This is a genomic window from Flintibacter hominis, assembly GCF_014287965.1.
Taxonomy (GTDB): domain Bacteria; phylum Bacillota; class Clostridia; order Oscillospirales; family Oscillospiraceae; genus Lawsonibacter; species Lawsonibacter aceti.
On record NZ_JACOPO010000005.1, the window covers coordinates 72,281 to 99,092 of the forward strand.

General features: G+C 57.9%; 20 protein-coding genes. 8 read left to right on the plus strand and 12 right to left on the minus strand.

Translation table 11 applies throughout. The annotated features are described in order from the left end of the window. Nucleotides 1–45 precede the first annotated feature (45 nt). From H8S11_RS08835 to H8S11_RS08850, 4 genes are all read left to right on the plus strand, one after another. Nucleotides 46–1,059, plus strand: a complete 1,014-nt coding sequence (locus H8S11_RS08835) for an alpha-hydroxy-acid oxidizing protein (RefSeq protein WP_186852877.1) — start codon at nucleotides 46–48, stop codon at nucleotides 1,057–1,059. A gap of 108 nt (nucleotides 1,060–1,167) precedes the next feature. After that, complete coding sequence (locus H8S11_RS08840) at nucleotides 1,168–1,674, plus strand: RNA polymerase sigma factor (protein ID WP_186852878.1); 507 nt, start codon at nucleotides 1,168–1,170, stop codon at nucleotides 1,672–1,674. Beyond that, complete coding sequence (locus tag H8S11_RS08845; RefSeq protein WP_186852879.1) at nucleotides 1,671–3,137, plus strand: hypothetical protein; 1,467 nt, start codon at nucleotides 1,671–1,673, stop codon at nucleotides 3,135–3,137. The genes H8S11_RS08840 and H8S11_RS08845 overlap by 4 nt, the downstream gene beginning before the upstream one ends. A gap of 374 nt (nucleotides 3,138–3,511) precedes the next feature. Continuing rightward, nucleotides 3,512–4,444 carry an LCP family protein gene (locus H8S11_RS08850; RefSeq protein ID WP_243201004.1) on the plus strand — a complete coding sequence of 311 codons (933 nt, stop codon included), beginning with the start codon at nucleotides 3,512–3,514 and terminating at the stop codon, nucleotides 4,442–4,444. Nucleotides 4,445–4,485: 41 nt separating this feature from the next. On the opposite strand, the gene H8S11_RS08855 is transcribed toward H8S11_RS08850, so the two are convergent. The 11 genes from H8S11_RS08855 to H8S11_RS08905 form a co-directional block, all read right to left on the minus strand. Next, nucleotides 4,486–4,728 carry a hypothetical protein gene (locus H8S11_RS08855; RefSeq protein WP_186852880.1) on the minus strand — a complete coding sequence of 81 codons (243 nt, stop codon included), beginning with the start codon at nucleotides 4,726–4,728 and terminating at the stop codon, nucleotides 4,486–4,488. 53 nt (nucleotides 4,729–4,781) lie between these two features. Further along, nucleotides 4,782–5,285, minus strand: a complete 504-nt coding sequence (locus H8S11_RS08860) for an NUDIX hydrolase (RefSeq protein WP_186852881.1) — start codon at nucleotides 5,283–5,285, stop codon at nucleotides 4,782–4,784. Nucleotides 5,286–5,421: 136 nt separating this feature from the next. Beyond that, on the minus strand, nucleotides 5,422–6,666 hold the full coding sequence (locus H8S11_RS08865) for a S1C family serine protease (RefSeq protein ID WP_186852882.1): 1,245 nt from the start codon (nucleotides 6,664–6,666) through the stop codon (nucleotides 5,422–5,424). Nucleotides 6,667–6,696: 30 nt separating this feature from the next. Then, nucleotides 6,697–8,124: a sensor histidine kinase gene (locus H8S11_RS08870; RefSeq protein ID WP_147572386.1), complete on the minus strand. Its 1,428-nt coding sequence runs from the start codon at nucleotides 8,122–8,124 to the stop codon at nucleotides 6,697–6,699. 50 nt (nucleotides 8,125–8,174) lie between these two features. Further along, on the minus strand, nucleotides 8,175–8,867 hold the full coding sequence (locus H8S11_RS08875) for a response regulator transcription factor (RefSeq protein ID WP_147572387.1): 693 nt from the start codon (nucleotides 8,865–8,867) through the stop codon (nucleotides 8,175–8,177). A 105-nt stretch (nucleotides 8,868–8,972) separates the two neighbouring features. Next, a complete protein-coding gene (locus H8S11_RS08880; protein ID WP_186852883.1) occupies nucleotides 8,973–10,148 on the minus strand; it encodes a cation diffusion facilitator family transporter in 1,176 nt (391 codons plus the stop codon). 459 nt (nucleotides 10,149–10,607) lie between these two features. Then, the gene (locus H8S11_RS08885; RefSeq protein WP_186852884.1) at nucleotides 10,608–11,522 is read right to left on the minus strand and encodes a prephenate dehydrogenase; all 915 of its coding nucleotides are present in this window, start codon (nucleotides 11,520–11,522) and stop codon (nucleotides 10,608–10,610) included. A 427-nt stretch (nucleotides 11,523–11,949) separates the two neighbouring features. Further along, nucleotides 11,950–14,985 (minus strand): S-layer homology domain-containing protein, encoded by a 3,036-nt coding sequence (locus tag H8S11_RS08890; RefSeq protein ID WP_186852885.1) that lies wholly within the window; start codon nucleotides 14,983–14,985, stop codon nucleotides 11,950–11,952. Between the two features lie 276 nt (nucleotides 14,986–15,261). Then, on the minus strand, nucleotides 15,262–16,257 hold the full coding sequence (locus tag H8S11_RS08895; RefSeq protein ID WP_186852886.1) for a helix-turn-helix transcriptional regulator: 996 nt from the start codon (nucleotides 16,255–16,257) through the stop codon (nucleotides 15,262–15,264). Between the two features lie 59 nt (nucleotides 16,258–16,316). Further along, on the minus strand, nucleotides 16,317–16,649 hold the full coding sequence (locus tag H8S11_RS08900) for an arsenate reductase family protein (RefSeq protein WP_186852887.1): 333 nt from the start codon (nucleotides 16,647–16,649) through the stop codon (nucleotides 16,317–16,319). Continuing rightward, nucleotides 16,646–16,864, minus strand: coding sequence for a DUF1653 domain-containing protein (locus H8S11_RS08905; protein ID WP_147572394.1), 219 nt, complete (start codon nucleotides 16,862–16,864; stop codon nucleotides 16,646–16,648). The genes H8S11_RS08900 and H8S11_RS08905 overlap by 4 nt, the downstream gene beginning before the upstream one ends. Nucleotides 16,865–16,993: 129 nt before the next feature. Here H8S11_RS08905 and H8S11_RS08910 point away from each other — a divergent pair, with 129 nt between their 5' ends. From H8S11_RS08910 to H8S11_RS08925, 4 genes are all read left to right on the plus strand, one after another. Then, a complete protein-coding gene (locus H8S11_RS08910; RefSeq protein WP_186852888.1) occupies nucleotides 16,994–19,354 on the plus strand; it encodes a sugar phosphate nucleotidyltransferase in 2,361 nt (786 codons plus the stop codon). 341 nt (nucleotides 19,355–19,695) lie between these two features. Then, on the plus strand, nucleotides 19,696–21,354 hold the full coding sequence (locus H8S11_RS08915; protein ID WP_186852889.1) for a ribonuclease J: 1,659 nt from the start codon (nucleotides 19,696–19,698) through the stop codon (nucleotides 21,352–21,354). 187 nt (nucleotides 21,355–21,541) lie between these two features. Next, the gene (locus H8S11_RS08920; protein WP_186852890.1) at nucleotides 21,542–22,252 is read left to right on the plus strand and encodes a type II toxin-antitoxin system PemK/MazF family toxin; all 711 of its coding nucleotides are present in this window, start codon (nucleotides 21,542–21,544) and stop codon (nucleotides 22,250–22,252) included. A 549-nt stretch (nucleotides 22,253–22,801) separates the two neighbouring features. Continuing rightward, a complete protein-coding gene (locus H8S11_RS08925) occupies nucleotides 22,802–25,993 on the plus strand; it encodes an S-layer homology domain-containing protein (RefSeq protein WP_186852891.1) in 3,192 nt (1,063 codons plus the stop codon). 91 nt (nucleotides 25,994–26,084) lie between these two features. Here the strand turns inward: H8S11_RS08925 and H8S11_RS08930 are convergent, their stop codons facing one another. After that, nucleotides 26,085–26,642, minus strand: coding sequence for a hypothetical protein (locus H8S11_RS08930; RefSeq protein ID WP_186852892.1), 558 nt, complete (start codon nucleotides 26,640–26,642; stop codon nucleotides 26,085–26,087). Between the last annotated feature and the right edge of the window lie 170 nt (nucleotides 26,643–26,812).

Below are 26,812 nucleotides of genomic sequence, written 5' to 3' on the forward strand. Positions count from 1 at the left end.
GGGAGAACGGTATGATTGGGAGAGAAAAGTGAGGAGGGGTTTTTTATGACCTATCAAGAGATACTGGAGGCAGCCCGCACCTGCAGCGGCCCATACTGTAAAGCCTGCCCCGTATGCAATGGCCGGGCCTGTAAGAATACCATGCCGGGCCCCGGAGCAAAGGGCAGCGGCACTGTGGCCATCCGAAACTACGAGGCATGGCAGGACATCTGTCTGAATATGGATACCATCACAGTCAACCAGCTGGTAGACACTAGCTATACCTTTTTCGGCCAGAGGTATGAGCTGCCTGTCTTTGCCGGCCCAGTGGGCGCGGTCAAGCTCCACTACGGGGACAAGCTCACCGACTTGGCCTACAACGACATCCTGGTCCCCGGCTGTGCCCAGGCGGGGATCGCCGCCTTTACCGGAGATGGGGCAGACCCGGAGGTCTTTGCCGGGGCCGCCAAGGCCATTGGACAGAACGGCGGGAAGGGGATCCCCACTGTCAAGCCCTGGGACCGGGATACCATTTTTGCCAAGCTGGATGATGCCAAGGCCTCCGGCGCCAAAGTATTTGCCATGGACATCGACGCTGCGGGACTGCCCTTCCTGAAGGGGTTGACCCCGCCGGCGGGCTCCAAGACGGTGGCAGAGCTTCGAGAGATCATCGACTATGCGGGCGTGCCCTTTCTCATCAAGGGTGTCATGACCGTCAAGGGAGCCAGAAAAGCCCTGGAGGCGGGCGCCGCTGGTATTGTGGTGTCCAACCATGGAGGACGTGTGCTGGATGGAGTTCCCGCCACCGCGGCCGTCCTGCCTGCCATTGCGGATGCGGTAAAAGGCCAGATGACAGTCCTGGTGGACGGCGGCATCCGCACTGGCGTGGATGTGTGCAAGGCGCTGGCCCTGGGGGCTGACGCGGTCATTCTGGCCCGGCCCTATGTCACCGCGGTCTACGGCGGTGGGATTGAGGGCGTCAAGGCGCTGACGCGGAAGCTGAAGGGAGAGCTGGAGGACACCATGGCCATGTGCGGTGTCCACTCCCTGGCTGAGATCAGCCGGGATATTATCTTTTAAAAACAGTGTGGGAGCCGCCCGATGGGCGGCTCTTTTTTCAAATATTTTTACCGCCGTGCAGCAAAATGCCCTGTTAAAACGTCTAAATTTACGAAAGGAGGTGGCCCTATGCCCCATATATCCAACCGGCCGGTGGATTGGGAAGCCCTAGTCACAGACAACGAAAACCGCCTGTATCGGGCAGCGCTGGCCATTCTGGGTGATTCTCAGGAGGCGGAGGACGCGGTGCAGGATGCCTTTCTGGTATTTTTGGAAAAAGCCCCGGCGGACCTGGATCGTCCGGACGCCTGGCTGATGCGGGTGCTGGTCAACGGCTGTAAGAGCCGCCTTAGACTCGCTTGGCGGCGGGTGGGCCCCCTGCCGGACACGCTGCCCGCCCCCGCCCTGGAGGAGAGGGCAGCGCTGGAGGAGCTGTTTTCTCTCCCCCCGGAGGACCGAACGGTCATCCATCTTTTCTACTATGCGGGATACTCCACTCGGGAGATTGCCCACATGACCGGACAGCGGCCGGGCACAGTCCGCTCCCGTCTGACCAGAGCCAGACAGAGGCTGAAGAAGCTGCTGGAGTCAGAAGAGGACTGCAAGAGCGGACAACGAAAAGGAGAATTTAAATGAAATATTACAAATCGTATCTTGAACGGCAGGAAATTTCCCAGGAAACCCATAAACGGCTCCTGGCCCTGGGAGAAAATAGTCTGTCAACAGGCCGGGCAGCCCCCAGTCGGACAAGGTGGGGACACAGGTGGGGGGCGTTGGCGGCCTGCTGTGCCTTGGCCCTGGGACTGGGCGTGTGGCATTTGGCCCAACCAGCCCCGCCAGGGGGACAGACGGCTGCCGACGCCATCTATCCAGGGATCAAAGACACCTACGGCCCTGGGGAGGAACCCCCGTCTGGGTTCACTGTGGCAGAGGGGCCTGACGGAGAAAAAATGATGCTGCCATGTATTCCCTATGTGGACTACCAGAGGGTGGACGGAGAATTGGCGGCGGACGCCGCCCCGGCCCGGTATCTGATAGAGGGTTCTTTCTCCCAGGAACTGACAAAAGAGCAGATCCAAAGGACCTTTTGGGGGCCAGAGGGCAAGCCGGAGGTAGAAAACCCAAAAAACGATTCAGGAAATCTGCCCTGGATGCTGTTTTGGCAGGGCTACACACTCACCGGCTCGGCCCTGTACGACAGGAGCGGGAGCCTGCTGTGGCTGAATATTTGGGGGGAAAATGAGGAGGCGGACAGTTCTTTTACCTTGACCTTGCGGCCGGGGGAGCTGCCCCTCCAGTGCGGTCTTTACTCCGATGTAGAGAGTACCGATGTGATGGGGACCCCGGTCACCGGCTGGAGCCGAGAAGAAGGCGGCCTTTATACCTGCTGCAGCGAGTTCATGGCCGGAGAGGTGGGCGTCCGGTTTGAAAATTCAGGTGGAATTTTTGGTTCGGAATATGGAGAGAGTGCCTCGCTGGTCCAGGGAGGCGCACAGATGTTCAATGCCCTGCTGGTGCGGCAGGCCCTGTCCCAGGACGGCGGCCTGTACCTGGACCACCTGTTGAAGGCGGAGGAGGTGCCGGAGTGGCGGGCGGCGGAATTTTCCTCCCTGGAGGATGCCCGGCAGGAGGTGGATTTCGTCTCCTATCTTCCTGCGGAAGATCTCTCCGGCTATGACGAGTTCTACAGCAGGATGACCTACCAGGAGGGCAGCGAGCACACACTGTACCTGCGTTGGAGCTGGGGATATGACGATGTGACTATCCGGGTGGAGCTGCCCGAGGGAGATGCGGAGTGGGGAAATCTGGTGGATACGGCCCGGCCAGAAACCTACGATGTGCGCCTGTACTCCATCCCCTGGGCGGACAGTGTGCCGGAAGAATACTACGACACCTTCCATTCCCCAGTGTTCCGGGCAGTGGACATGAGCCGGGAGATAGTGGAAGCCAGGGCCTATACCCTGGCTGACCAGGGGGATTCCGACGGCCCCCGTGTGAGCTTTTCCGTCCTCCATGATGACGGAGCCCTGGTGACCTACTCCTGCAAGGGGCTTTCCATAGAACAGGTATGGGCGCTGGTGGAGGAAACATTGGTGTGAACTCCGGGTCGATTCAGTAGGCGGATGCCTGCCTGTATGCCCCGACCGCGCTCTGTCAAAGTTTTGGGGCGGGGCTGGAAAAATTTAATTTTTTATGAATACACCTCTTTCCCCCTTGTCGAAGGCAGACGAAACCGCTATACTGAAAGGGTATTCGCACGGGAAGGGGGAGGATCGCCCTGGAAGAAAAATATGTCAGCGTATCCCGCCAGGGTGGTGCTCGCCGGACAGCACCCAGGCGGGAGCCGGCCCGTCCCCAGCGCCGGGGAGGGCCGCCCAGGAAAGGCAGCGGGCACAAATCCTTATTCTGGGGATTTTATAAATTCCTGGTTTTTCTCTCCGCTGTAATCGTAGCCGTCTATGTGGGCTGGACAATGACCATCAAGCCGCCCCCAATCCAGACCCCTGATCCGCCCCCCGTGATCAACGGGGGGCAGGAGGATGGGAGCGGAGATACCGATATTAGCACGCCTCAGGGGCCCCAGCGCCGGGAGCTGGTGTATAATTTCGTCCTACTGGGCAAAGACGTGGACAGTGGCAACACGGACAGCATCATCGTGGTCAGCTTTGACATTCCAAATCGGAAAGTGGGAATGATCTCCATCCCGCGGGACACGGCGGTGGAGCGGACCTGGCGCAAAAATCCCAAAATTAACGGGGCTTTCTACGGGGCAGGGCCGGACGTATTGAAGGAAGAGATCGAGCACACCTTTGGCATCCCCATTGACTACTACGTTCTGGTGGACTTGGAGGGCTTTATAGCCCTGGTGGATGAGCTGGGCGGCGTAGAACTGGATATCCCCTTAGATATGAACTACGATGACCCATACCAGAATCTGCATATTCATTTTACCAAGGGGGTCCACAAGGTGGACGGGCAGGGCGCCATGGAGGCGGTCCGCTACCGCCACGACAATGAGGACAGTCCCAATTATAGGGCTAACCAGTGGTACAGTGATGTACAGCGGGGGGAGATGCAGCGGCAGCTGCTGACCCAACTGGCCAAGAAGGTGGTGTCCTGGAACTCAGTCACAAGGGTAACAGAATTTATCAAGATTTTCCAGACCTATGTTAAAACGGACCTGGAACTGGAGGAAATGATCTACTTTGCTACCCAGGCCCTCCAGGTAGATCTCTCCACTGGGATCCGCCAGGACACGCTAAAGGGGGACGGCACCAAGACCTATAAGGGCTTTTCATACTGCTTCCTCTACCAGGCGGAGGATATCCTGCCAACGCTCAATGAGCTGGTCAATCCCTACGACACCCCTCTGACCGAGGCGGATCTCCACCTGCCCCAGTCATAAGAGATAAAAAGAGAGCGGATACAGAAGTATCCGCTCTCTTTTTACGGCTCAGTCCCCAGGGTCTGAATCAGCAGATTGCGTAGGGAGATGGCGCTCTGCCGGTTCATTACGATGGACGCCACATAGTCAGCGGCGGGCGTGGAGATATTCTCCATACCTTTTGGTGTGACGGTCATGGCGGTCTCCATATATTTATAGGCGATATCCAAGGTGACCTCCAGGACCTCTCCGTCCTTGTCCGACACCTTGCGGATACCAAAGGTATTGGCGTATTCAGGCTTCATGCTCAACCCTCCTTTCTGTCTTGGAAACAAGGACTCGTGCAGGGCACGCACCCTCATTCTGAGTAGCTAAGGTCCCCACCCATAGGCCCTCCCTTCAGATGCCGGCCATTCAGAACGGCCTCCACCAGCTTGTCCCCCACATAGCTCAACTTCAGGGAAAAGAAGGGGGCGTCCTGGTCTAAAAGGTCGAGAAAGATGTGGTCCCCATCCCAGAGGGGGAGCTCCTTTAGCCTGGCTTTGGGGACCCACTCTAGATCCCCCTCGTCGCACTCCTTCAGCTCACCTGTCCAGCTGTGGACAGTAAACAGGTGCATATACTCAGTGGGCCAGCGGTCGGAGAGGAATGTGACGAGTCCGCGGTAGCGGTAGCCTGTCGCGGTAAGGCCGGTCTCCTCCCGTATCTCCCGCAAGGCACAGTCCTCCGGGCTCTCCTTGTCCTCGAACTTGCCTCCTACACCGATCCACTTGTCCTGATTCAGATCGTTTTCCTTTTTGACCCGGTGGAGCATGAGGTATTCCTCGCCCCGCTGGAGATAGCACAGGGTGGTATTGATCATACGATCCCTCTTTTCTCTCAAAGTATACCATGACGTCCGGCCTAGGGCAACCAAAAACTAAGAACATGAGAAGGCCGACCCTCACCAGGGAGGTATTCTCCCGTGTAAGCGCCGGCTGGACAACCCCGCTGAAGGGTCATCTGTTGTCTTCTTGTGGGTCTACCAGAGCCACATCTACTGTGTAGCTCTGTCCATCCCGGAGATAGGTCAGGGATACCGTATCGCCCAGCCCCAGGGACTGCTTCAGCCGGGTCAGATCCTGGGTGCTGGTGATGGTCTGGCCGTTGGCGGCCAATAGGATATCGCCGGGGCGGATGCCCTTGGCGTAGGCGTCGCTGGATGGGGTCACATCCATGATCTCCAGGCCCCCGCCCTCTGCGGGAAAGGTGTACACAGTAAAGCCGAAGACTCCGGTGTGGATGACCTGTCCGTCGATTAGCCGGTCCACCACATATTTCACCCGCGTGGTGGGGATAGCGAAGCCCAGTGCCTCGGCAGAGCCGTCCTCCGTGACGATCTTAATGGTGGTCACCCCCACCACCTGGCCATATTGGTTGATAAGGGCGCCGCCGGAGTTGCCAAAGTTGATAGCCGCGCTGGTCTGGATCAACACCATGGTAGTACCATCTACCTCTACCTCCCGGTCCAGGGCGGAGATGATGCCGTCCGTAATGGTGGAGCGGTAGCCCAGCGGGTCCCCGATGGCGGCGACCGGATCGCCGATGCGCAGCGCGGCGGAGTCCCCAAACTCCGCCGGAGTCAGTCCGGAGGCATCCACCTTCAACACAGCTAAGTCCTCATCCGCGTCGAATCCTACCAGGCTGGCCTGTAAAACGCTGTTGTTCGACAGGGCCACCCGGACCTCGTCAGCGCCAGCTACTACATGGGCATTGGTGATAATATAGCCGTCTTCCGTCATGATGATACCTGTACCCGTGCCATACTCCGACTGGCTCTGGGACTCGATGGACACGATGGAGGGGGCGTTCTTCTCATAGATTTGGGTATAGGTCAGCGCCGGTCCGTCAGCTGCCTGGAGCGGAAGGGTCACCCCGGTCCCCGTGGGCGCCTGCCGGATGTTCGGCGGGTCAGTGCTGTATTCCTCCTGCTGGGCCCACCAGTCCTCCCCTGGGCTTGCGGGCAGATAACCCGGCCCGCTCAAAGAGAAGGACAGGTGGCGCCCCAGCACAATAGTAAGCAGACACAGGGCAAGGACCAAAATGGCCAGCCCGGTGATCCAAGGCCACTTTCTCCTCCTCTTTCTGGGGCGCAGGACGGGAATCCCCGCTGCTGGGACAGGGATGTAGGGCAGGTTGGGCACCGGCTGACTGGGCTGTTCCCAGGGGCCGCCCTGCCAGAGACCGTCATGTTTGTTGTCCATAAACTCCCTCCAAACCGGGATGTCCAAATGTCAGGCCAACGTCAGGGTAAAGGTAAACTGAGTGACGCCGTCCTCGCTGGTCGCTGTGATAGTCTCCTTTAGGTTGCCCAAAATCGTCTTGACGATATACAACCCCAGCCCCACACCCTCACGGTCCATGGAGCGGGAGTAGTCTGCCTTGTGGAATCGCTCAAAGAGGAGGGGCAGTTCATCCTTGGGGATCGTAGAGCCCAGATTTCGGATGGTGGTGTAAGCCTTCCCATCCTTCTTTGTGATCTGGACAGTGATAGCAGTACCGGCGGCGGCAAACTTCGCCGCGTTGTCCAAAAGATTATAGCAGACCTGGGTGATGGAATCCGGGTCCCCCCAGACCATTAGCTTCTCGTCGGGCATCTGGACGTCTACATCCAAATTCCGGCCGGTGATCTTGCTCTCCAGGCTAATGATAACCTGGGACACCACCTCGGTGAGGTCGAACTGCTCCTGGGCGGTGACGGTGTTCTCTGTCAGGGCGTTGAGCCGAGCCAGATCCAGCATCCGCCGGACTAGCCGGGACAATCGCCTGGTTTCAGATACCACGATTTGTAGAGATTCCTTCTCCCGTTCGGGCGGGATGGTCCCGTCCAGGATTCCCTCGGCAAAGCCGGAGATGGTGGTCATGGGGGTCTTCAGCTCGTGGGATACATTGGCAATAAATTCTGATCGCTGGCTCTCTACCTTGGCCAGGGAGTTGGCCATGGTATTGAACGCCTCGGCCAGGGTGCTGATCTCATCACACCGCCCCTCATAGCTAGTGACCCGGACATCAAACTCTCCACGGCCAAATTTTCGGGCTGCCTCGGCCATCTCGTTTAGAGGCCGGGCCTGGTGGGCGGAAAAGAGGGAGCTGGCGACGAAGGCAATCAGCAGCACCACCACAGCGGTAAAAAAGAAAATGGTGGCGGTGGCCGACCACATCTCCGCTAGGCTGGAGGCGTCGGCAGACACCAGCACCAGCCCCTGGGTGACTGACAGGTTATTCAAGCTGACGGTAATAGGCAGGCTGGCCAGATAGCGCCGCTCCGGGAAGATTCCGCCCAGACTGGTCATACCGGCATAAGAGCCCCGTTCCAGCACCTGGGACACCACTGACTCAGGGACTTTGCTGTTTTCATACGCATAAAAATTGACGCCGTCCGTAGCATAGATGATCTCGCCATCCGGGGCGGCTACAATCACATAAGAATCTGAGATCAGGGCGATGGAGGCGACATAGTTCTGGAACGGCTCACTGCGAAGCTGCTGATAAAAGGAGGAGGCAAACATAGCGATATAGCCGGCATTGCGTTCCATCGCGTCCCGTTTCTCTGAAATGATATAGCGGTAAGAGAGCATCATAAAGGCGGTGGACAGAAGAGTAAAGGACAGCGCGACAATCCCCACCATCATAGCTAGCTGACGTTTATATAACGAACGCAAAGGCTTCACCTCCTTAGGCAGTTTGTCATATCCGTCCGATGTCAGCGGGTTCAGGCATTTCCGCCCACCTCAAATTTATAACCCACACCCCAAACAGTCTTCAGCCGCCACTGGTCACTGACATTCTCCAGCTTTTCCCGAAGCCGCTTGATATGGACGTCCACAGTCCGGCTGTCACCGAAATAATCGAAGCCCCATACCTCGTCCAGAAGCTGGTTTCGGGTAAATACCCGGTTGGGAGCAGAGGCCAGATGGAACAACAGCTCCAATTCCTTGGGGGGCGTATCCACCCGCTGGCCGTCTACCAACAGCTCATAGGAATCCAGGTTGATGACCAGCTTATCGAAGGTCAGCTTTTTGCTGGTCTGCTCCTCCTCCCCCATGGTGCGGCGCAGAACGGCATGGATACGGGCCAGCACCTCTTTCATCTCGAAGGGTTTGACAATGTAGTCATCGGCGCCCTGCTCCAGACCTGTGACCTTGTCCTCCGTTTCGCCCTTTGCGGTGAGCATAATAACAGGGGTCTTATCCCCCTCCCGAATCTTCTTCAGCACAGACCAGCCGTCCATAATGGGGAGCATAATATCCAGAAGCACTAGATCGGGCTGAAAGGAGCGAAACAGCTCTACACCCTTACCGCCATCCTGGGCTACCTGGGTTTCGAACCCCTCTTTCTCCAGATAGAGGTGGAGCAGCTCGGCGATGTTGCCATCATCCTCCACGATCAAAACCTTCTTTGGCATAGCCGTACCCTCTTTTCTCAATGTAATTTGTGTATGGGATACCTTTATTATAGCGCGAAACCCCAGTGTTAGGTGAATAATTTGTAAATTGCTCCCACATTTCCCCTACCCCTGGTCACCGGAGGCCACATAGGAGTGGTCCACCTGGATGACGGGGAAGTAATGGCCGGACAGCCCCTTAATTCCCTCGGTAAGCTGTTCCCGCACCTGGGCATCCTTCAGCCGGAACCCATATGGCACCATGACGTCAAAAATTAGGTTAGTGTGAATTGGGCCAGGGGTAATGCGGAAATCATGGATGGTGAGCACGGGGTCGATCTCCCGGGCGATGGCGGCCACCTGCTCTCGAAGAGCGGAGGTGCTGTCGTCACATACGACCGGGTCCATATGGATGGAGGTGTCAATGTGGTGCTTCTCCTTCAGTTCCCGCTCGATATGGTCGATAATGTCATGGAGCTCCAAAAAATCTCCGTCCGCTGGGACCTCGGCGTGGAAGGACATCATGGCTCGACCGGGGCCATAATCGTGGTAGACCAGGTCGTGGATGCCCAAAATGTGGTCGTGGCCCAGCACGATGCGGTCGATGTCCGCGGCGAGCTCCGGGTCCATGGGCCGCCCCAGCAAAGGGTCCAGGGTGTCCCTGGCGGCCTCCCACCCTGTCTTGAGAATAAAGGCGGCCACCAGCAGGCCGGCCAATCCGTCCACCTGAAGCCCCCAGAAATGATCGGCAAGGGTGGAGAGAAGGACTACGCCGGTGGACAGGCAGTCGGACAGGGAGTCTGCGGCGGTGGCCTCCATGGCGGCGGAGTCAATGGCCCGGCCCAGGCTGCGGTTGAACCAGTACATCCAAAATTTCACCAGGATGGCCGCCGCTAGAATGACCAGAGCCACTGGCGAATATTGAGTTTCAGACTGGCCGAACAGGGACTCCAGGGCAGACCGGCCCACCTCCACCCCCATGAGCAGAATAGCCATCGCCACGATCAGTCCGGCAATATATTCCACGCGCCCGTGGCCGAAGGGGTGGTCCTCGTCCGCCTCCTGGCCAGCGAGCCGAAAGCCGATGAGGGTGACCACCGAGGTCGCGGCGTCAGATAAGTTATTTACCGCGTCAGCCACCATGGCCACAGAGGAGGTGAGCGTGCCGGCGATCACCTTACCCAGAAACAGCAGCACATTGAGAAAGATGCCTGCGGCGCCGGAGATGGTGCCGCAGAGAAGCCTGGTGGCAGGAGCCTGGGGCGCGCCGCCCCCCAGACAGGCACGGATCAAAAAGTTCATAGCGGACAGATGCCTCCCGAACCGGCCAAGGATGACCGGATTGATCTGTATCGTTTTATTATCCCACGGCAACTGGCCTCCGTCAAGAAAAAGGCGGGGCCGGACAGGTAAATTTTTCCGTCCTCTTGGAAGGCCGGAGAGAAGTATTTACAAACTGTTCATACCAGGGTCATTGTTTTGCCTTAATTCTATTCTATGATAAAACCGTTCCAAGGGAACAAAATGCATCTTCCATTTCTCCCTCTCCTTTACAACACACAGATGGAGACCTCCGGTATGCCGGAGGTCTTCGTCGTTTATAGGACTGACAGTGTTTACAAAAAATTCATGGGGAGGACATAGTATTGCCTTAATTCTATTTTATAATAAATCCGTACTCAAGATATCTTCCTTTTTCTCCTCCCTTTTACAACACACAGACAAAGGCCCCTGACCAGGAAGGTCAGGGGCCTTTGTCGTTCAGGATTCCGATGTCGTGGCCCCATCTCTGGAACCCTCCCAGCGGTCCCGGCCCACAGCGCCGCTGCTGGCCTCCATCCGGTTCATTTTCCGCTTCCGTGCGGAGGAGCGGGCCAGCTTCTCGCTCAACCCCTCCAGGTCCCCGGACTGGATAGCCTGACGGTACTGTCGGATGTTCTCCTCCAACTGCTCCAGGGCCCGGCCCAAGGCCTCAGCGTTCATGGAGAAGAGCTGGGTCCACAGGGGCACATCCAGAGCGGCCACCCGGGTGCAGCCCCGGAAAGAGTCCCCCTCAAAGCCCTGATAGTCGAATAGGCTAGGGTCGTCGCACACGGAAACGGCGATAACGTGCATCATCTGGCTGGTGTAGGCGATGATGGCGTCGTGCTGCTCCGCCGTGGTCTGGACCACATCCGCGCAGCCGATGTACCGAGCCAGCCGCTCCATAAGAGCCAGATGCTCCGGGCTGGATTGGTTATTCGGGGTTAGGATATAGTGGGCCCCGTGGAACATATTGGCCAGGGCGTGCTGAATGCCAGAGAACTCCGTACCCGCCATGGGGTGCCCTCCCACAAAGGAAACAGTGTCAGGCAGTACCCCGGCCCCCTTCAAAATGGCCCCCTTTACCCCGCACACATCGGTCACCATGGAGCCAGGCCTGAAATGGTTCCGGTGCTCGGTCATAAATTCTACGATGCCCTGGGGATGGAGGCATAAAAATACCAGGTCGCCCTCCGCCAGCGCCCGGACTGGGTCCGCCTCGGCCCGGTCCACGATATCCTGTTCCATGGCGTAGCGAAGGGTGGGCTGGCTCACGTCCACGCCGATGATCTCATAGTCCTCAAAGCCCCGGAGGGCCTTGGCAAGGGAACCGCCGATCAGGCCCAGCCCCACAATGACCAGACGCTTTTTCATGATATAACCTCGTTTCCACACCGTGTCCGGTGAATAACGGAACTGTATCACATTTGCCCGCCGAAATCAAGATGGTATTCAAGGCAGAAGGGCACTGTAATTTCCCCAAAAATGTAGGAAACCGTCCCATTTCGGGGCGGTTTTTTGTGTTGGATAGAGAGGGCTTGGGCGGCAGTCCAAAGCCTCCCCCTGTGGGGAGGGTGCCGAGCTGTGTGCCCCGATACCGGACCCCTCAGTCCTCTTGCAGGGGCGGCTCCATGTGGCCGCCGTGTGGAGGGGGCAAAACCTGCCCTGGTCGCCTCCTCAGTCAGCCTATGGCTGACAGCTCCCCTCTGGGGGAGCCAAAACAACAACTCTAATAATTAAAGGGCCCCCTTTGGCTTGGGCCAAAGGGGGCCGTTGGTATTTGCTGTTTCAGCGGGTGAGATTATTCCACGGTGAAAGCGCCGTAGACGTCATCAGTACCGCCGATGATAGAGAAGGCGTAGGTGCCCTTGGCAGCTTCCTCACCAGGAGTGGCATTTCCGGCGTCCTCGCTGACCCAGGCGCCGCTCTTACCGCCAGTGGCGGCGTTATGGCCGGTCAGGCTGACATAGAAGCGGAAGGTGCCGCCCTTGCTCATCTCGCCGGTCTCTTCCTTGTAAACCACATCACCATCGGAGTCGGTGATGGTCAGGGTGATCTCGTCGCCCTTGGAAGCCTCGAAGGCCAGGAAGACGTGGCCACCCTCGGCCATGTCGGAGGGAGCGCCAGTGATTCCATCAATGTCATCCTTGTCGCCCACCAGCACGTCGCCGGCTTCCATCTCGTTCATGTTATCAATATCATCGGGAGTCAGGGTGGAGCCGGTGATACCATCGCTGGAGCCCTTGACTACCACATACAGAGTGCCCAGCTCGTCGTTGTCATCCTCGGTGGTGACAGCGTAGAAGGTGCCGGAAACGGCATAGCCCTTCAGGGAGCTCTCCAGGCCGCGGGCGGAAACAGAGTAGACCTCGAAATCAGCGGCGCTGTCGGTCATCACATCGCCGGCGCCCTTCATGAGGACCAGGTTGATCTGGGCGTCCTCAGCAACGGTGAAGTCGGTGGTGCCCACGCGCAGAGCGCCGGAGCTGTACTCTACAGTAGCGTTGACTAGAGCGACCTTTCGGTACTCACCGCCAGCAGCAGTGGTGAACACCTTGCTGTCATCCGTGACGCGCTCATCACTGTCGGTCTTAATCTTGTAGTACATCTCGCCCACAGTCAGAGTGTCGGTGGACTCCACGGTGGTCTTCTCGCCGTTCAGCACCACATCATAGACGTTCACGGTGTCGTTGGCGTCCTTGTAGGTCTTGTTCAGCTTCAGCACGAACATCAGGTCGCTGGAAGCGGTGCTGTCGTCAATAGTGGCATCGGAGGCGTCCACAAAGACCAGGGATGCGTAGCTCTTGCTGGCCTTGTCGTCCACCTTCAGGTAGGACACGATGACATCTTCACCACTCTTTGCAGTAACAGTGGGGGCGCTGTTCACGCCGGTGTAGACGGTGATATCGCTGCCGTCGTCCACGATAAACACGGTGTCGCTGTTGCCCCGGATGCTGGTGTCAGCAGTCAGGAAGCGGACGGATTCGCCCACCACATCGCTCTTAACGGTCTTGCCGGTGGAAGTGACAGTCAGGGTGTAGCGGTCGCTGGAGTCCACAGTATAGGAATACCAGTTCTTGTGTGCGGTATTGAAGGGGGCAGAAGCACCCTTACCAGTGAGATACTCGTAAATCTCAGTGGCATCGGTAATCTCGTCCACACCGGAACCACCCACATTATCGCCCTTGATCTTCTTAACGGTGATCTCGTCATAGGTGCCGTCGGCGGTGTAGGCGCCGGCCACGGCGTTCTTGCCCAGCATGGTGGTGTCGGCGGCGTCCACATAGATGTAGTTGCCCACGGACAGGCTGGCGTCGTCCACCCAGATCAGCTTGCCATAGGCGTCCAGCACGATGCTGGCGTTCTCACCGGCGGTGAAAGCGGTCAGGCCGTCCTCGCCGCCAGCGGCAGTATCATCGGAGCGGACCTTGGCGTAGCTGTAGCTGGTGCCGTCGATGGTGACGGAGTTCTTGGTGGAGGACTCAACCTCGCCCTGGACCAGGGTGGCCTTGGCGATGGTCTGCACCTCATTGTTGGCGTAGGTATACAGGATATAGTCATCCTCGCCGTAAGCGGCCAGGGTGTCAAAGTCCTCCAGATCCAGGGAGTTCTCCTTGGCGGGGCCGGACAGGACATCCACGTTCAGAGTCTCCTTGGACTCGTTGTAGTCGCCAGTGGCCTGCATCACATAGGTGTTGATCACGCAGATCTCAATGGTGTAGGCGCTGTTGTCCACATAGACCTCAGTCTGTACGCCGTTTCCAGTCAGGTTCTTGCCATCACCCTGGATGTGGGCGGAGCTGTTGGAGTCAAACAGATCGCCCTTGCTGACAGTGACGGGGGTGCCGTCCACAGACACGGTGACACCGTACTTCTGATTGTTAACGTCAGCAGTACCGATGGTGGAGTTGATGTTGTTGACAACAGTCTTGCCCACGTCAGAGTACAGGGTGCCCTTGGTCACCTTGCCCACATAGGTGTAGTCGGGGGCCTCGGAGTAGGTGCCGACCTCGGTGCTCTGATACTTCCAGGAGTTGGCGGGACGGCCAAAGTCGTCGCTGCCGGGACGCTTGGTCAGATCGCCGTCGTACAGGTCCTCGCCAAGTTGCACAATGTACTTGCCATTGTTGTTGGCGCTCTCGTCGTTGATTTTGCCGTACTTCTTGTCGGTGCTGGTGCGGTCATCATAGGTGGCCTTGCCAGTGGTGATTTCATAGCCGTCGCCCTTGATGGTGGTGCCGCCGTTGCCGCTGTACTGGACCATTGTGGCCTCCAGAGCGTTCAGGACCATCTGGGCCACATCGTTGCGGGTCAGAGCCTGGGTGGCGCCGGTGTCCACGTCGTCGAACAGGCCAGCCAAGGAGCCTTGCTTGGTGGTCTCCACCAGCCAGTCATCGCCGAAATCGGACTGATACTGGAAGTAGCCCAGGGCCTTCAGCAGCATCAGAGCGGCCTGGCCAGTAGTGACGGAGTCATTGCCGCCGAAGGTCTTGGCATCGTAGCCGGCGATGATGCCGTTGGTGTAACAGGCGGCCACATAGGGCTCGGCCCAGGAGGGCACGTCGCTGAAGGGCGCAGTGCCCTTGTAGCTGGACACGGTGTAGTCCAGCAGGTTGGACATGACCACGGCCATCTCATTACGGGTGACGTTGGCGTCGGGGTTGAAGTTGCCGTTCTCGTCGCCGGTCATAACACCGACGGCCTGGAGAACTTCGATGGCTTCCTGATTCTGCTCGGAAGACACATCGACGTAGCTCGCGCCGGTGCCGACTACCATCAGGCCCATGACCATGACGGAAGCCAGAGCCAGGCTAAGAGCCCGTTTCAAGTTTCTCATTCGGGATTCCTCCTTAAATTTTTTCGGGGACTTTTCTGACAAAATCCCCATTTTTTCGAGGCTTTGAGGACTTTTTATGGCATCAGCCCTGTATAACGCCCCTTGCACAGCAAAAAAGGTGAGGAAAACCCGCTAAGAGCAAATAAAAAAGGGCACTTTTCCAAAGAAAAAGTACCCTTGGTAGACATCTGGTAGACGCCCAGAAAATGGAAAAGCGGGAAAGCCACGTTTCCCAGCGCTTTCCCGCTTTTTTTGGTAGACATTTGGTAGACAAGATCACAAACTTACATCTTGATATGCCGCTTGAATAGAGACGAGCCGCTGGCGGTATAAATCCACAGCCTCCTGGGGGGCCACCAGCTCGATACCGTCTAAGGCAAAAAGCCAGCCTAAAAACTGGGGGCTCATGACTAGAGAGAGGGTGACCCGAAAGTGGGACTCCCCGTCAGGGACCAGAATGATGTCCTGTCCGAAGCGGTCCCAGACCACGCCGGCCATAGATTGGCGGCCCCGAAGGGTAACTGTCATCTCTTTGCCGGAATACATGGCAAAGTGCTTCTGGCCGTAGGAGGCCACCTGAAAGTTGGGATACTGCTCCTGGCCGGAGCGAGGAAGATTGGTGACTACGATATCTGCCATCTTGTCCACCCGGTAGTGGCGCATTTCCTGATTGACATGATCAAAGGCTACCAGGTAGTAGTTCTCGTTGTCCCAAATCAGGCCATAAGGGGAGACAGTATACCGCTTGCCGTCCCGGCGAAAGACCTTCTGGCGAGAAATGTCGTAGTCGAAATATTTGAAGGTGATGGCCTTCTGCGCGGACAGCGCCCCATGGAGCCTGTCTACATTATAATAGATGCTCTCGTTCATCACCTTGATCCGCCCGCTGACATAGACCTGGCGTTGGAGCTGCCGGGCCTGGTGGATGCTAGCCAGCCCCTCTAGCTTGCGAATCAGGGCGTCGCTCTTTTTCTGGGTGATAAAACGGGAGGACTGCACTGCGTCCATGAGCAGCTTCAGCTCTGGCAGCTCAAACTCTCGGGAACCGATGAACCAGCCTGGTGAACGGCCCTTGCGGCTCTGAACATCCAGGCCGAACAAGGAGAGTGTCTCAAGGTCGTCATAGATACTCTTTCGCTCCGCTTTGATGTCCCGCTTGGCCAGCTCCTGAATCATCTCAGGGACGGTGATGGGGTGATCCTCGTCCGTCTGCTCCAGCAGGATCTTGGACAGATAGAGCAGCTTGGATTTTTGATTGGCGCTTTTTGCCACAGGGCATCTCTCCTTTCTCGACTCAAGGATAGCAGAGCCTATGTCCGATAAATAGGACTTTATTGCCAGTGGGCCCAGACGTCGGGACAGTAGCCCACGGTGGCCTGCCTGCCATTCCTGACGATTGGGGTGCGGAGCAAAGTCGGGTCCTGGTAGAGCTTCTCCAGTTTAGCTTGGTCGGAGGCCAGATAGGACAGCAGCGCCGCGTCCGGGTGGCCCGTGTCTACCATGGTGGCTAGTCCCACGGCGTTTTTCACGCTGGTCAGCTCCCCCAGGCTCATGCCATACTTTTTTACGTCCACAGCCTGAAATTTGATGCGCCGTTCCTTAAACCATCGCTCCGCCTTTTTGGTGTCGAAGCACTTGCTTTTTCCAAAAATCTGAATATTCATCCTATATCCCCCACAAAGATAAAACGAGGGCCAGAATACCCGTCCCGCGTTATCCACTCGCTCCACATAACGGCCGGCCGGACCCACAGTCCGCCCTCCCCGTATAAGGCCCGGTAGACCACCATAGCCTCCCCGGTCTCCGAGTGCGTGGCGGAACCGAGCACCTGGTATTCACTCCCTTTAAAATGGCGGTAGCGCCCCGGCTTGATGTCCATATCCAGTCCCTCCTGTTTTTCCAAAGTATATCATATTCAATTGAACTGGACAAGCTGCCGGTTGGCATGAAAGGCAACCGGCCGGACCATACTAACCGTTACTAACAAAGGAAAGGACGGTAGCGGTCCATGAAAGCAGTTATTATGGCCGGCGGGGAAGGCACCCGGTTGCGGCCCCTATCCCTTGGTGTCCCAAAGCCCATGACTCCCCTGTTCGGGCGGCCGGTAATGGAGCACATTATCACCCTGTTAAAGCGCCACCACATCACCGATATCTGTGTCACTCTGTGCTACAAACCCCAGTCAGTGATGGACTACTTTGGCAGTGGGGAACAGCTGGGCGTCCAGCTGACCTATTTTGTAGAGGAGGAGCCTCTGGGGACCGCCGGAAGTGTTAGAAACTGCCTGTCCCACCTGGGGCGGGAGGACTTCCTGGTCATCAGCGGGGACTGTGTCTGCGACCTGGACCTGACTGAAGCCATCCAGGCGCATCAGGAGCGGGAGAGTTGCGCTACTCTGGTGCTCTACGCCCACCCCAAGCCTCTGGAGTACGGTCTGGTCCTCACCGACGAGCAGGGGCGTGTACAGCGGTTTGTGGAAAAACCCTCCTGGGGCCAGGTGGTCACTAACATGGTAAATACGGGCATCTATATCCTATCCCCACGGGCTATGGAGCTGGTGCCCCAGCAGGGCCCCTTTGACTTTGGCAAGGACCTGTTCCCTACCCTGCTGGAACAGAGGATGCCTCTGTACGGCTGTCCCCTGGAGGGCTACTGGTGCGATATGGGGGACTGCGGAGCCTACCTTAAGTGTGTTCAGGACACCCTGGATGGACGGGTAACAATGGACCTGAATATTCCCCAGCGGAGCGACGGAATCTGGTCCGCCCAATCTCTTCCCCAAGGAATCACGCTGACGCCACCCTGCTGGATCGACCGGGATGTGGAACTGGAACCAGGCGCCATTGTAGGCCCCTATGCGGTAATCAGCAGAGAGTGCCGGGTGGGAGAACGGGCGGTGGTCCAGCGGTCCGTCCTGCTGGAAGGAACCGCCGTAGACTCTAGGGCCTCACTGGACGGCACCATTTTATGCCCCGGCTCTGCCGCTCAAAAGAAGTCTATTTTGAAGGATGGAGCTGTGCTGGGGGACAACGCCCTGGCGGAGGAGGGGGCCATCCTGTTGGAGCGGGTGCGTCTGTGGCCTGGGCAGACAGCCCCCGCTGGCTGTCGGCTGGCCCGATCTATCACCAGCGGCAGCCAGAAGGGAGTGCACCGCTTCGGGGATGGCGGGGTGATCCGGGGCGTGCTGGGCGAGGATCTGGGGCCAGACGCCCTGCTGGGGATCGGCAGCGTCCTGGGTGTGGAGGGCCAGGTTGGACTAGGATGTTCCAATACTCCCGGAGCCAGAATGCTGGCCCGGGCGGCCGCGGCGGGAGCCGCGGCCGCAGGTGGTCAGGTGCTGACCTATGGCCTGGACAGCCCCGTCCAGGGAGCCTGGGTGTCCGCCAGCCGTATGCTGCCCATCTCCCTCTTTATAGAGGAAGGGGAGGAGCGCGTCTTTCTCCATTTCTTTGACCGCCAGGGCCTGCCTCTGGAGCGGGCCAGGGAGCGGAAGCTGGAGCACGCCCTTCTCCAGGGGGAGTTCCGGCGGGTCCGAGCCCGGCAGGTGGGGCAGATGGAGCGTCTGGAACTAACGCGGAGGCAGTGGGCCGACCAAGTGGCTGCCGCCGCCTCACTGGGTCACCCCGCCCTCCGCCGGGTGACGGTAGCGGTGGAGGGAAATGGCCCGGATGACCGGGCCATACGGGCGGTCCTCCTGTCCCTGGGCTGCCAGGTGGAGGACCGCTGGCGGCCGGGCATCCCGGCCTTCCGGGCCAGCCACGGCGGCTTCTGTCTTACCGCCCAGGATGAGCGGGGCGCCATCCTGGATTCCAGCCAGCTGCTGGCCCTGGTGGCCCTCATCGAGATGGAGAACGGTTCTGGCAGACTGGCCGTCCCCTCCGGGGCCAGCGCCGCGGTGGACTTGGTAGCCGCCGGTTATGACGGGACCGTCCTGCGGCTGGACCGGGACGGAAAGCCAGCCAGAGACCTGTATGCCGCTCAACCTTGGTTTTGGTCGGCGCCCAGCGCCGCAGCCCGGATTTGCGCTCGGATGGGCGTATCGGGCCAAAAGCTGGACGCGCTGATCTCCAAGACCCCCCGCTTCTCCTCCTGGCGGCGGGAGGTCCCCCTCTCCTCAGACCGGGGGCGGGTCATGGAGGCTATGGTTCGGGAGCAGGGCCGGACCTGCGGGGGCGAGGGCCTACGTGTCCACACCGGGGGTGGCTGGGTCTATCTGGTCCCCCTGGCCCGCCGGTCCGCCCTTCGGGTGGTGGGCGAGGGCCCCGACCTGGAGATCGCCGCCGAGCTGTGCGATTTCTACGCCGGGCGGGCGGCCCAGCTGGACCGGGCCATTTCTGAACAATGTGCCCAAGAAAGGGATAAAAAGTAGTTCTTTTGTTCTCTTGAAAGCAATAGTATACTTTTAGAAAAAAGTGTGGTATACTATCTGTGCCAGTAATTGGCTTTGTTTTTGATTTATGCGCGTATGGGCCCCAGGCCCGCGCGTTTAAATATATCCTGTGCGCCCAAACCGTGAGTAACAGGCGGGGCCGGCCCACAGGGGACCAAGGCGAGATCCACTAGACAGGCGAAGGGACCATTTTCCCCTCCGGCGAGGCAGGGCCGGAGGGGGGCAGTCCTTCCGTCCAGTAGCTGTGCCGTGGGGCACGGCTGGTTTTTGTGGGTCCTTTCGCCGCTACATCCAAATTAAAACGACGATAAGGAGTATTTATGGCTGAAAAATTGAAAATCATTCCTCTTGGCGGCCTCAACGAGATCGGCAAGAACCTCACGGTTTACGAGTACGGCGGCGACATCGTGGTGGTGGACTGCGGCATGGGCTTTCCCGACGACGATATGTACGGCATCGACGTAGTCATCCCCGATGTCAGCTATCTCATTAAGAACCAGCAGAAGATTCGGGGCATCTTTATCACCCACGGACATGAGGACCACATTGGCGCCCTGCCCTATGTCCTCCGCTCCATCAACGCCCCTATCTACGCCACCCGGATGTCCGCGGGCCTCATTAAGCTGAAGCTGGAGGAGCACCGTCTGCTGGATAAGACCAAGCTCATCACCTGCGAGGCGGGGGATGTGGTCAAGGCGGGGAAATTCAGCGTGGAATTTATCCACGTCAACCACTCTATTGCCGACGCGGTGGCCTTTGCCATCAAGTGCCCTGTGGGAACCTGTGTCCACACCGGCGACTTTAAGATCGACACCACCCCCATCCAGGGGGGGATGATGGACCTGGCCCGCCTGGGCGAGCTGGGCAAGGAGGGCGTGCTGGCCCTTCTGGCAGACTCCACCAATGTGGAGCGCCCCGGCTATACCCGCAGCGAGCGCAGCGTGGGCGCCTCCTTTGACGCCCTGTTCCGGGGGTGTGAGGAGCGCATCATCATCACCACCTTTGCCTCCAACGTGGACCGCATTCAGCAGATCATCGACGTGGCGGCCCGGTACGGCCGGAAGGTGGCGGTCACCGGCCGGTCCATGGAGAACGTGATGAAGGTCTCCTCCGAGCTGGGCTATATGAACATCCCAGACGGAGTGCTCATGGACCTGAACCACATCAAGTCACTGCCCAAGGACCGGGTGTGCATCATCACCACCGGCAGCCAGGGCGAGACCATGTCCGCCCTCACCCGCATGGCCTTCAACACCCACCGCCAGGTGGACCTGCTCCCCGGAGACCGGGTCATTATCTCCGCCTCCGCCATTCCAGGCAACGAGAACGCCATCGGCAACGTGGTCAACGAGCTGTACCGCAAGGGCGTGGAGGTGATGAACGAGCGGGAGATGACCCTCCATGTATCCGGCCACGCCTGTCAGGAGGAGCTGAAAATTGTCCACGCCCTGGTCAAGCCCAGGTTTTTCATCCCCGTCCACGGGGAGCAGCGGATGCTCCAGATCCACGCCAAGCTGGCCCAGCAGATGGGCATGACCCCCAACCAGGTCATCATCGGCGACATCGGCCGGGTCATTGAGCTGACCCATTCCTCCGCCAAGCTGGCGGGTACCGTCACCGCCGGGCAGGTCTTTGTGGATGGCTACGGCGTGGGCGACGTGGGCAGCGTGGTCCTTCGGGACCGGCGGCACTTGGCCCAGGACGGCATGATCGTGGTGGTCCTGTCCATGTCCGGCGAGGACGGCGCTCTGGTGTCCGGCCCGGATATCATCACACGGGGCTTCGTCTATGTGAAGGAGTCCGAGGGGCTGATGGAGGAGCTGCGCCAGGTGGCCCTGGAGGCCATCCAGTCCGTGGACGGCCGATACGCCACCGACTGGTCCGCCATCAAGGGGGCCATCAAGGGCGACCTGTCCAACTACCTCTATAAAAAGACCAAGCGGTCCCCCATGATCCTGCCTGTCATCATGGAGGTCTGACGGACCATATAAAAATGAACAGCGCCCCCTTCCACATAGAAGGGGGCGCTGTTCTACGTTATATAGCGTTGACTTTTGGGGAAAAGGATGGTACATTTGTGAAAATGAGAACATTTACGGGGTGTGCAGCATGAAAAAGGAATATTCCATACTAAAAAAAGAGGCACTGACAGCGCTTTCCTCTTATATGGATTCCTTAGGAGAAAACCAGGGGAGCAAGCTGGCCTACTGGATCTCCGATTATGTGCGTTTTCTGAAACGGGAACCCGGATTTGACCCCAAAAAATTAATCCGCTATAAGCGTGGCGCCATTGTAAAGGTCCATTTGGGGTACCGGGTAGGCAGTGAAGAGGGTGGACTGCACTATGCGGTGGTAATGGACGTGGACAACAAGCTGTCCAATCCGGTGGCCACCGTGATCCCCTTAACATCCATAAAGCCCGATACGGATCTGGATCATCTCCATTCCTCCAAAGTCTTTTTGGGTGACGAGATTTTTGTCAAGCTGCTGGAGGAGTTGAAAGAGTACCAAAAGCAGACACTCTGCCTCCAGGAGGATATCCTCACCCAGCAGAAGGCGCTGCTGGCCCAGAAGGTTGACCAAAAGGACGAAAATTATGAAATGCTGTCGGCCAAACGCCGGCTTCAGCTGGAGAGCATCAACATTCAGATAGAATCGATGAAGGAGCGAGCAGCGCGCTGCAAAAAAATGCTCCAGGAAGTGCAGAAGATGAAGCAGGGCAGCATCGCTCTTGTAGGGCAGATCACCACTGTCAGTAAGCTGCGAATCTACGATCCTCTTTATCCTTCTGATGTATTGAGCAACATCCGCCTCTCTTCCGATTCTCTGGAAAAGCTGGACACGAAACTCAAAGCATTATATACCTATCAGAAGTGACATACCAAATATGGTAAAGTGTACGCAACTGTGCATTTTCCTTGACTTTATACATATATTATGATAGGATGATGATGTCAACAGGGCCGTTTACCGGCACTGGAAAAGACATTGCCGCTTGCCGGCACTTGAAAAATCATCCGAAGGGGTCACTCACATCTGTGGGTGACCCCTTCACCTTTTTCCCTGGGTGTACGGTCCTGTGCCACACGCCCGGGGGGCTGTTATTATAATGTAAGGGGACCGTGATCTCATGTCCTGGAGATGTGTGGTAGCACGGGGAACAGCAGCCCCAAGCAGCGGGTTCCCCGCCCCAGGCAGAGATCCCCTGAAAAGCCGCTGATTTCCTCTGCTGTAACAATCCGGACGCAATATTACGGTTCTGTTACACTTGTATCAAACCCGTTGACTTCAAATTTGACTTCTGCTAAGATAATCACGAGGCAAGGGGAGTTATACAGGGCTGATGCCATAAAAAGTCCTCAAAGCCTCGAAAAAATGGGGATTTTGTCAGAAAAGTCCCCGAAAAAATTTAAGGAGGAATCCCGAATGAGAAACCTGAAACGGGCTCTTAGCCTGGCTCTGGCTTCCGTCATGGTCATGGGCCTGATGGTAGTCGGCACCGGCGCGAGCTACGTCGATGTGTCTTCCGAGCAGAATCAGGAAGCCATCGAAGTTCTCCAGGCCGTCGGTGTTATGACTGGCGACGAGAACGGCAACTTCAACCCCGACGCCAACGTCACCCGTAATGAGATGGCCGTGGTCATGTCCAACCTGCTGGACTACACCGTGTCCAGCTACAAGGGCACTGCGCCCTTCAGCGACGTGCCCTCCTGGGCCGAGCCCTATGTGGCTGCCTGTTACACCAACGGCATCATCGCCGGCTACGATGCCAAGACCTTCGGCGGCAGCGACTCCGTCACTACTGGCCAGGCCGCTCTGATGCTGCTGAAGGCTCTGGGCTATTTCCAGGAGGCCGGTGACTTCGGCCAGGATTGGCTGGTCGCCACTGTCGCTCAGGGCTCCAAGATTGACCTGTTCGACGGTGTTGACACCGCCGCACGGGACGCTCTGACCCGCAACGAGGTGGCTCAGCTGGTGCTGAACGCCCTGAAGGCCGAGATGGTCGAGATCGTTGACCACGATGTGACCACCGACGGCAAGGGCAATTGGGTCACCAAGGCTGTCTATGACGCCCGGACCAGCACCGACAAGAAGTACGGCAAGATCACCAACGAGAAGGCCGACGGCAACGCCGCCCGCTTCTCCGTCCAGCTGGGTGAGGATCTGTACTCCGGCGACCTGCAGATGAACGACGAGGCCGCTGACGACTTCCAGCGTCCCGCTACCGAGTGGAAGTATGTCAACGACACCATCGGCACCTTCACCGACAAGGCCGACGCCGTCTACACCAAGAAGGTCACCGCCGCCAACATCTACTCCGTGGTGGGCAAGAGCACTGCTGACGACCTGGAGGACGGCACCTACGCTCTGTACAACTACATCGACGGCGAGGGCGGCCAGGTCACTGCCAATATCGGCAACTTCGTTGACAAGAACAACACCACCAAGGTCAACGGCTCCGGCAACGGTATGCTGACCGAGGTCTATGTGGACACCAGCGCCAAGAAGGTCACCATCGTGTCCATCAACACCTATGTGTTCCAGGCTTCCACCGACTATAACACCAGCAAGGAGTCTGTGGATGTGGTTTCCGCCGGCGACACCGAGATCACTCTGGACAACCGCACTCTGGAGCAGGACGACTTTGATGTCAAGGATGTCAAGGCCGACGACTATCTGCTGATCACCGCCGCCAAGCAGGCTAACGGCACCTACGATGTTCAGACCGTGGCCAAGGCTGAGGTCCTGACCGGCTCTGTGGACGGCTATAAGATCCAGGATTCCGTCATCATCGACGGCACCACCTATAAGTACTCCCTGACCACCGCCAAGACCGGCGAGCAGAACACCCAGTACACCGTGGGCCAGACCGCCGCTGTGGTTCTGGACGCCTATGGCTATGTCATCGCTGTGGACGAGGCCGTTGTGTCCTCCAACTATGTGTTCGTTTCTGAGTTCGCTCAGCCCTCCGGCCTGTCCAACGGCAAGGTCGTGGGCCACGCCTACTTCACCGACGGCACCACCGACGATATCACCATCAAGGACCTGATGGGCGACTCCAACAAGGCCAATATGATCCCCGGAGGCGACAAGACTGCCAAGGCCGGCTGGTACACCTACAGCAAGAACAGCAACGATGAGTACAGCCTGTACGCCATCGAGGCTAAGTACAGCACCTCCAAGATTGGCTACGCTCATCCCGGCCAGACCGATGTTGCCTATAACAACGAGGTCAACTTCCTGGCTAACGGTGCTTCCGCCACTGGTCTGAACGGCGCTGCCATCAAGGCCAACAACGACACCATCATCGTGGTGGACGACGGCGACGAGGTCACCTACTACACCGGCGTCAAGAACCTGCCCGATGTCGTTCTGAAGGCTGCTGCCGGCGGCAAGGCTGCTGGTGCTGCTACTGTGAACGCCGTTTACAAGACCAGCAACAGCTACGCTGCCTATGTGTTCATCAATGTCACTGGTTCCTCCTCCATCTCCGGCGGCGAGGACTCCACGATGGTCTACTTCGTGAAGTACGACGGCCAGCACAAGACCACCGACAACGAGATCTACTACACCTACAAGGTACTGGTGGACGGCAAGGAAGAGATCGTCAAGGCTGACAGCCAGGTTCTGGGCACCAGCACTCTCTACTCCGCTTATTACAAGGCCCGCACCAACAGCGACGACGAGATCACTACCATTCTGCCCATGCCCACTGGCGCTGGCGAGAAGTTCATCGCCGCTGACGGTGTGAGCAATGGCCTGTCTTACAGCGCCGGCACCCTGACTGTTGGCTCCAAGGGCTACACCCTGGCTGACAACTGCAAGATCACTCTGGTGGTCCTGAAGTCCGCCAACGCGATGAACAAGGACAAGAGCGCCGATTACGAGGCCCAGATCGTCACCGCCAAGGAGCTGAGCGACCGGGTCAAGGACTACAATGTGACTTACAACTACGAGCTGAAGGCCACTGAGAAGAACGGCTCCGAGCTGGAAGAGCTGTATGTCACTGTGACCGCCGCTACTGGGCGTCCCACCTCTGTTCCTTCCATCAGCAATGTTACTGTGAACGGTAATGCCGTAACTGGCTATGCCACCATCGCTGACGCCGTGGCTCACGCTACTGTCCTCGGTACTGGCACCAGCGTCACAGTCAACGCAACCATCGCCAATGCTACTACCTCTGCCTATGATGTAGACGGCGACTATAAGGGTGGCGATTTTGTCGCCGAATACCCCAACACTCCCACTTACACGATTGGTGGTGCTGCCAACGAGGTTATCGTGACCCGCATTACTGCTAGCAATGCTAACGGCAATGCCAATCCTGTATATGTGGCTGTGAAGTCTGCGGATATGAAGACCGTTTCCGTTAAGAATACTTCTTCTACTTCCGCCATTCAGGTCACCATCGGTGATGAAACCAAGGTAGTTGCCAAGGGTGCTACCGAGACCTTCAAGAGTGTTGCCGCTGGCAGCAGCTTTAAGGTAACCTATGAGGCTGAGATGGGCAAGACCGTGGAATTTGACAGTGACAACTCCGCCGGTGCTACCTTTACCAACTTTAATAGCCTCTCCGTGGACAATGTTACCGCCAATGTGACCATTCAGTTCAAGTAAGATTATTACCCGGAAACGGGAATGATCGCATTGAGGTAAATGTTTCAAACAGCCCCGCTCCTTCTGGAGCGGGGCTGCTCCTTTCCCCGTTTTATTTCTCCCCGTACATGGTGATCTTGAACCCGGCCAGAAGGGGATAATCCGGGAAGCTTTTGATCAGGGTCAGCCCCGTGACGCTGCTGAAATAGTGGGGATCTTCAAAATGGCTCCAGCCGCCGGACACGGCCCACCCCTGGAAGGGCCAGTCGCCGCTGTGCCAGGGGTACAGGACGATGTGGGTCTTTCCGTAACCGACCAGCGACAGCAGCTGCTTCCCCCCGTCCAGATAGAGGGAGACCCCCTGCTGATCCCTGACCTTCGGCTCGATCACCAGATGGACCAGCCGCCAGAGGGACCAGTCCACCCCGATCAGGGAAAATTGAAAATTGTCCCCGCCGGTGGACAGCGTGGCCGTCTTCAGTAGGTGGAGCGCATTCTGATCCCTCCATGCCTGTTCGGCCGCCTCCAGCGCCGTCCTGTTTTCCTCCGCCGCCTGCTCCGCGCGCTCTACTCTGGCAGACAGCTCGGTCAGCTGGGCCCGGTCCGCTTTTCCCTCCGCCTCCGCCGCCCATTGATTGAGCTGGAAATATTCCGTGTAACTGCTTGCCATATTCCATCGTCCTTTCTGCGTTTGAAATCTTTTGTTGGGGCGCCGGTCTTTCCCTCTATCTAACACAAAAAACCGCCCCGGAGTAGGACGGTTTCATACATTTTTTGGAAATTATAAGCCAACTTTATTCCTTTTCAAAAAAGCTCCCCTGTCCAGGACAGGGGAGCTTT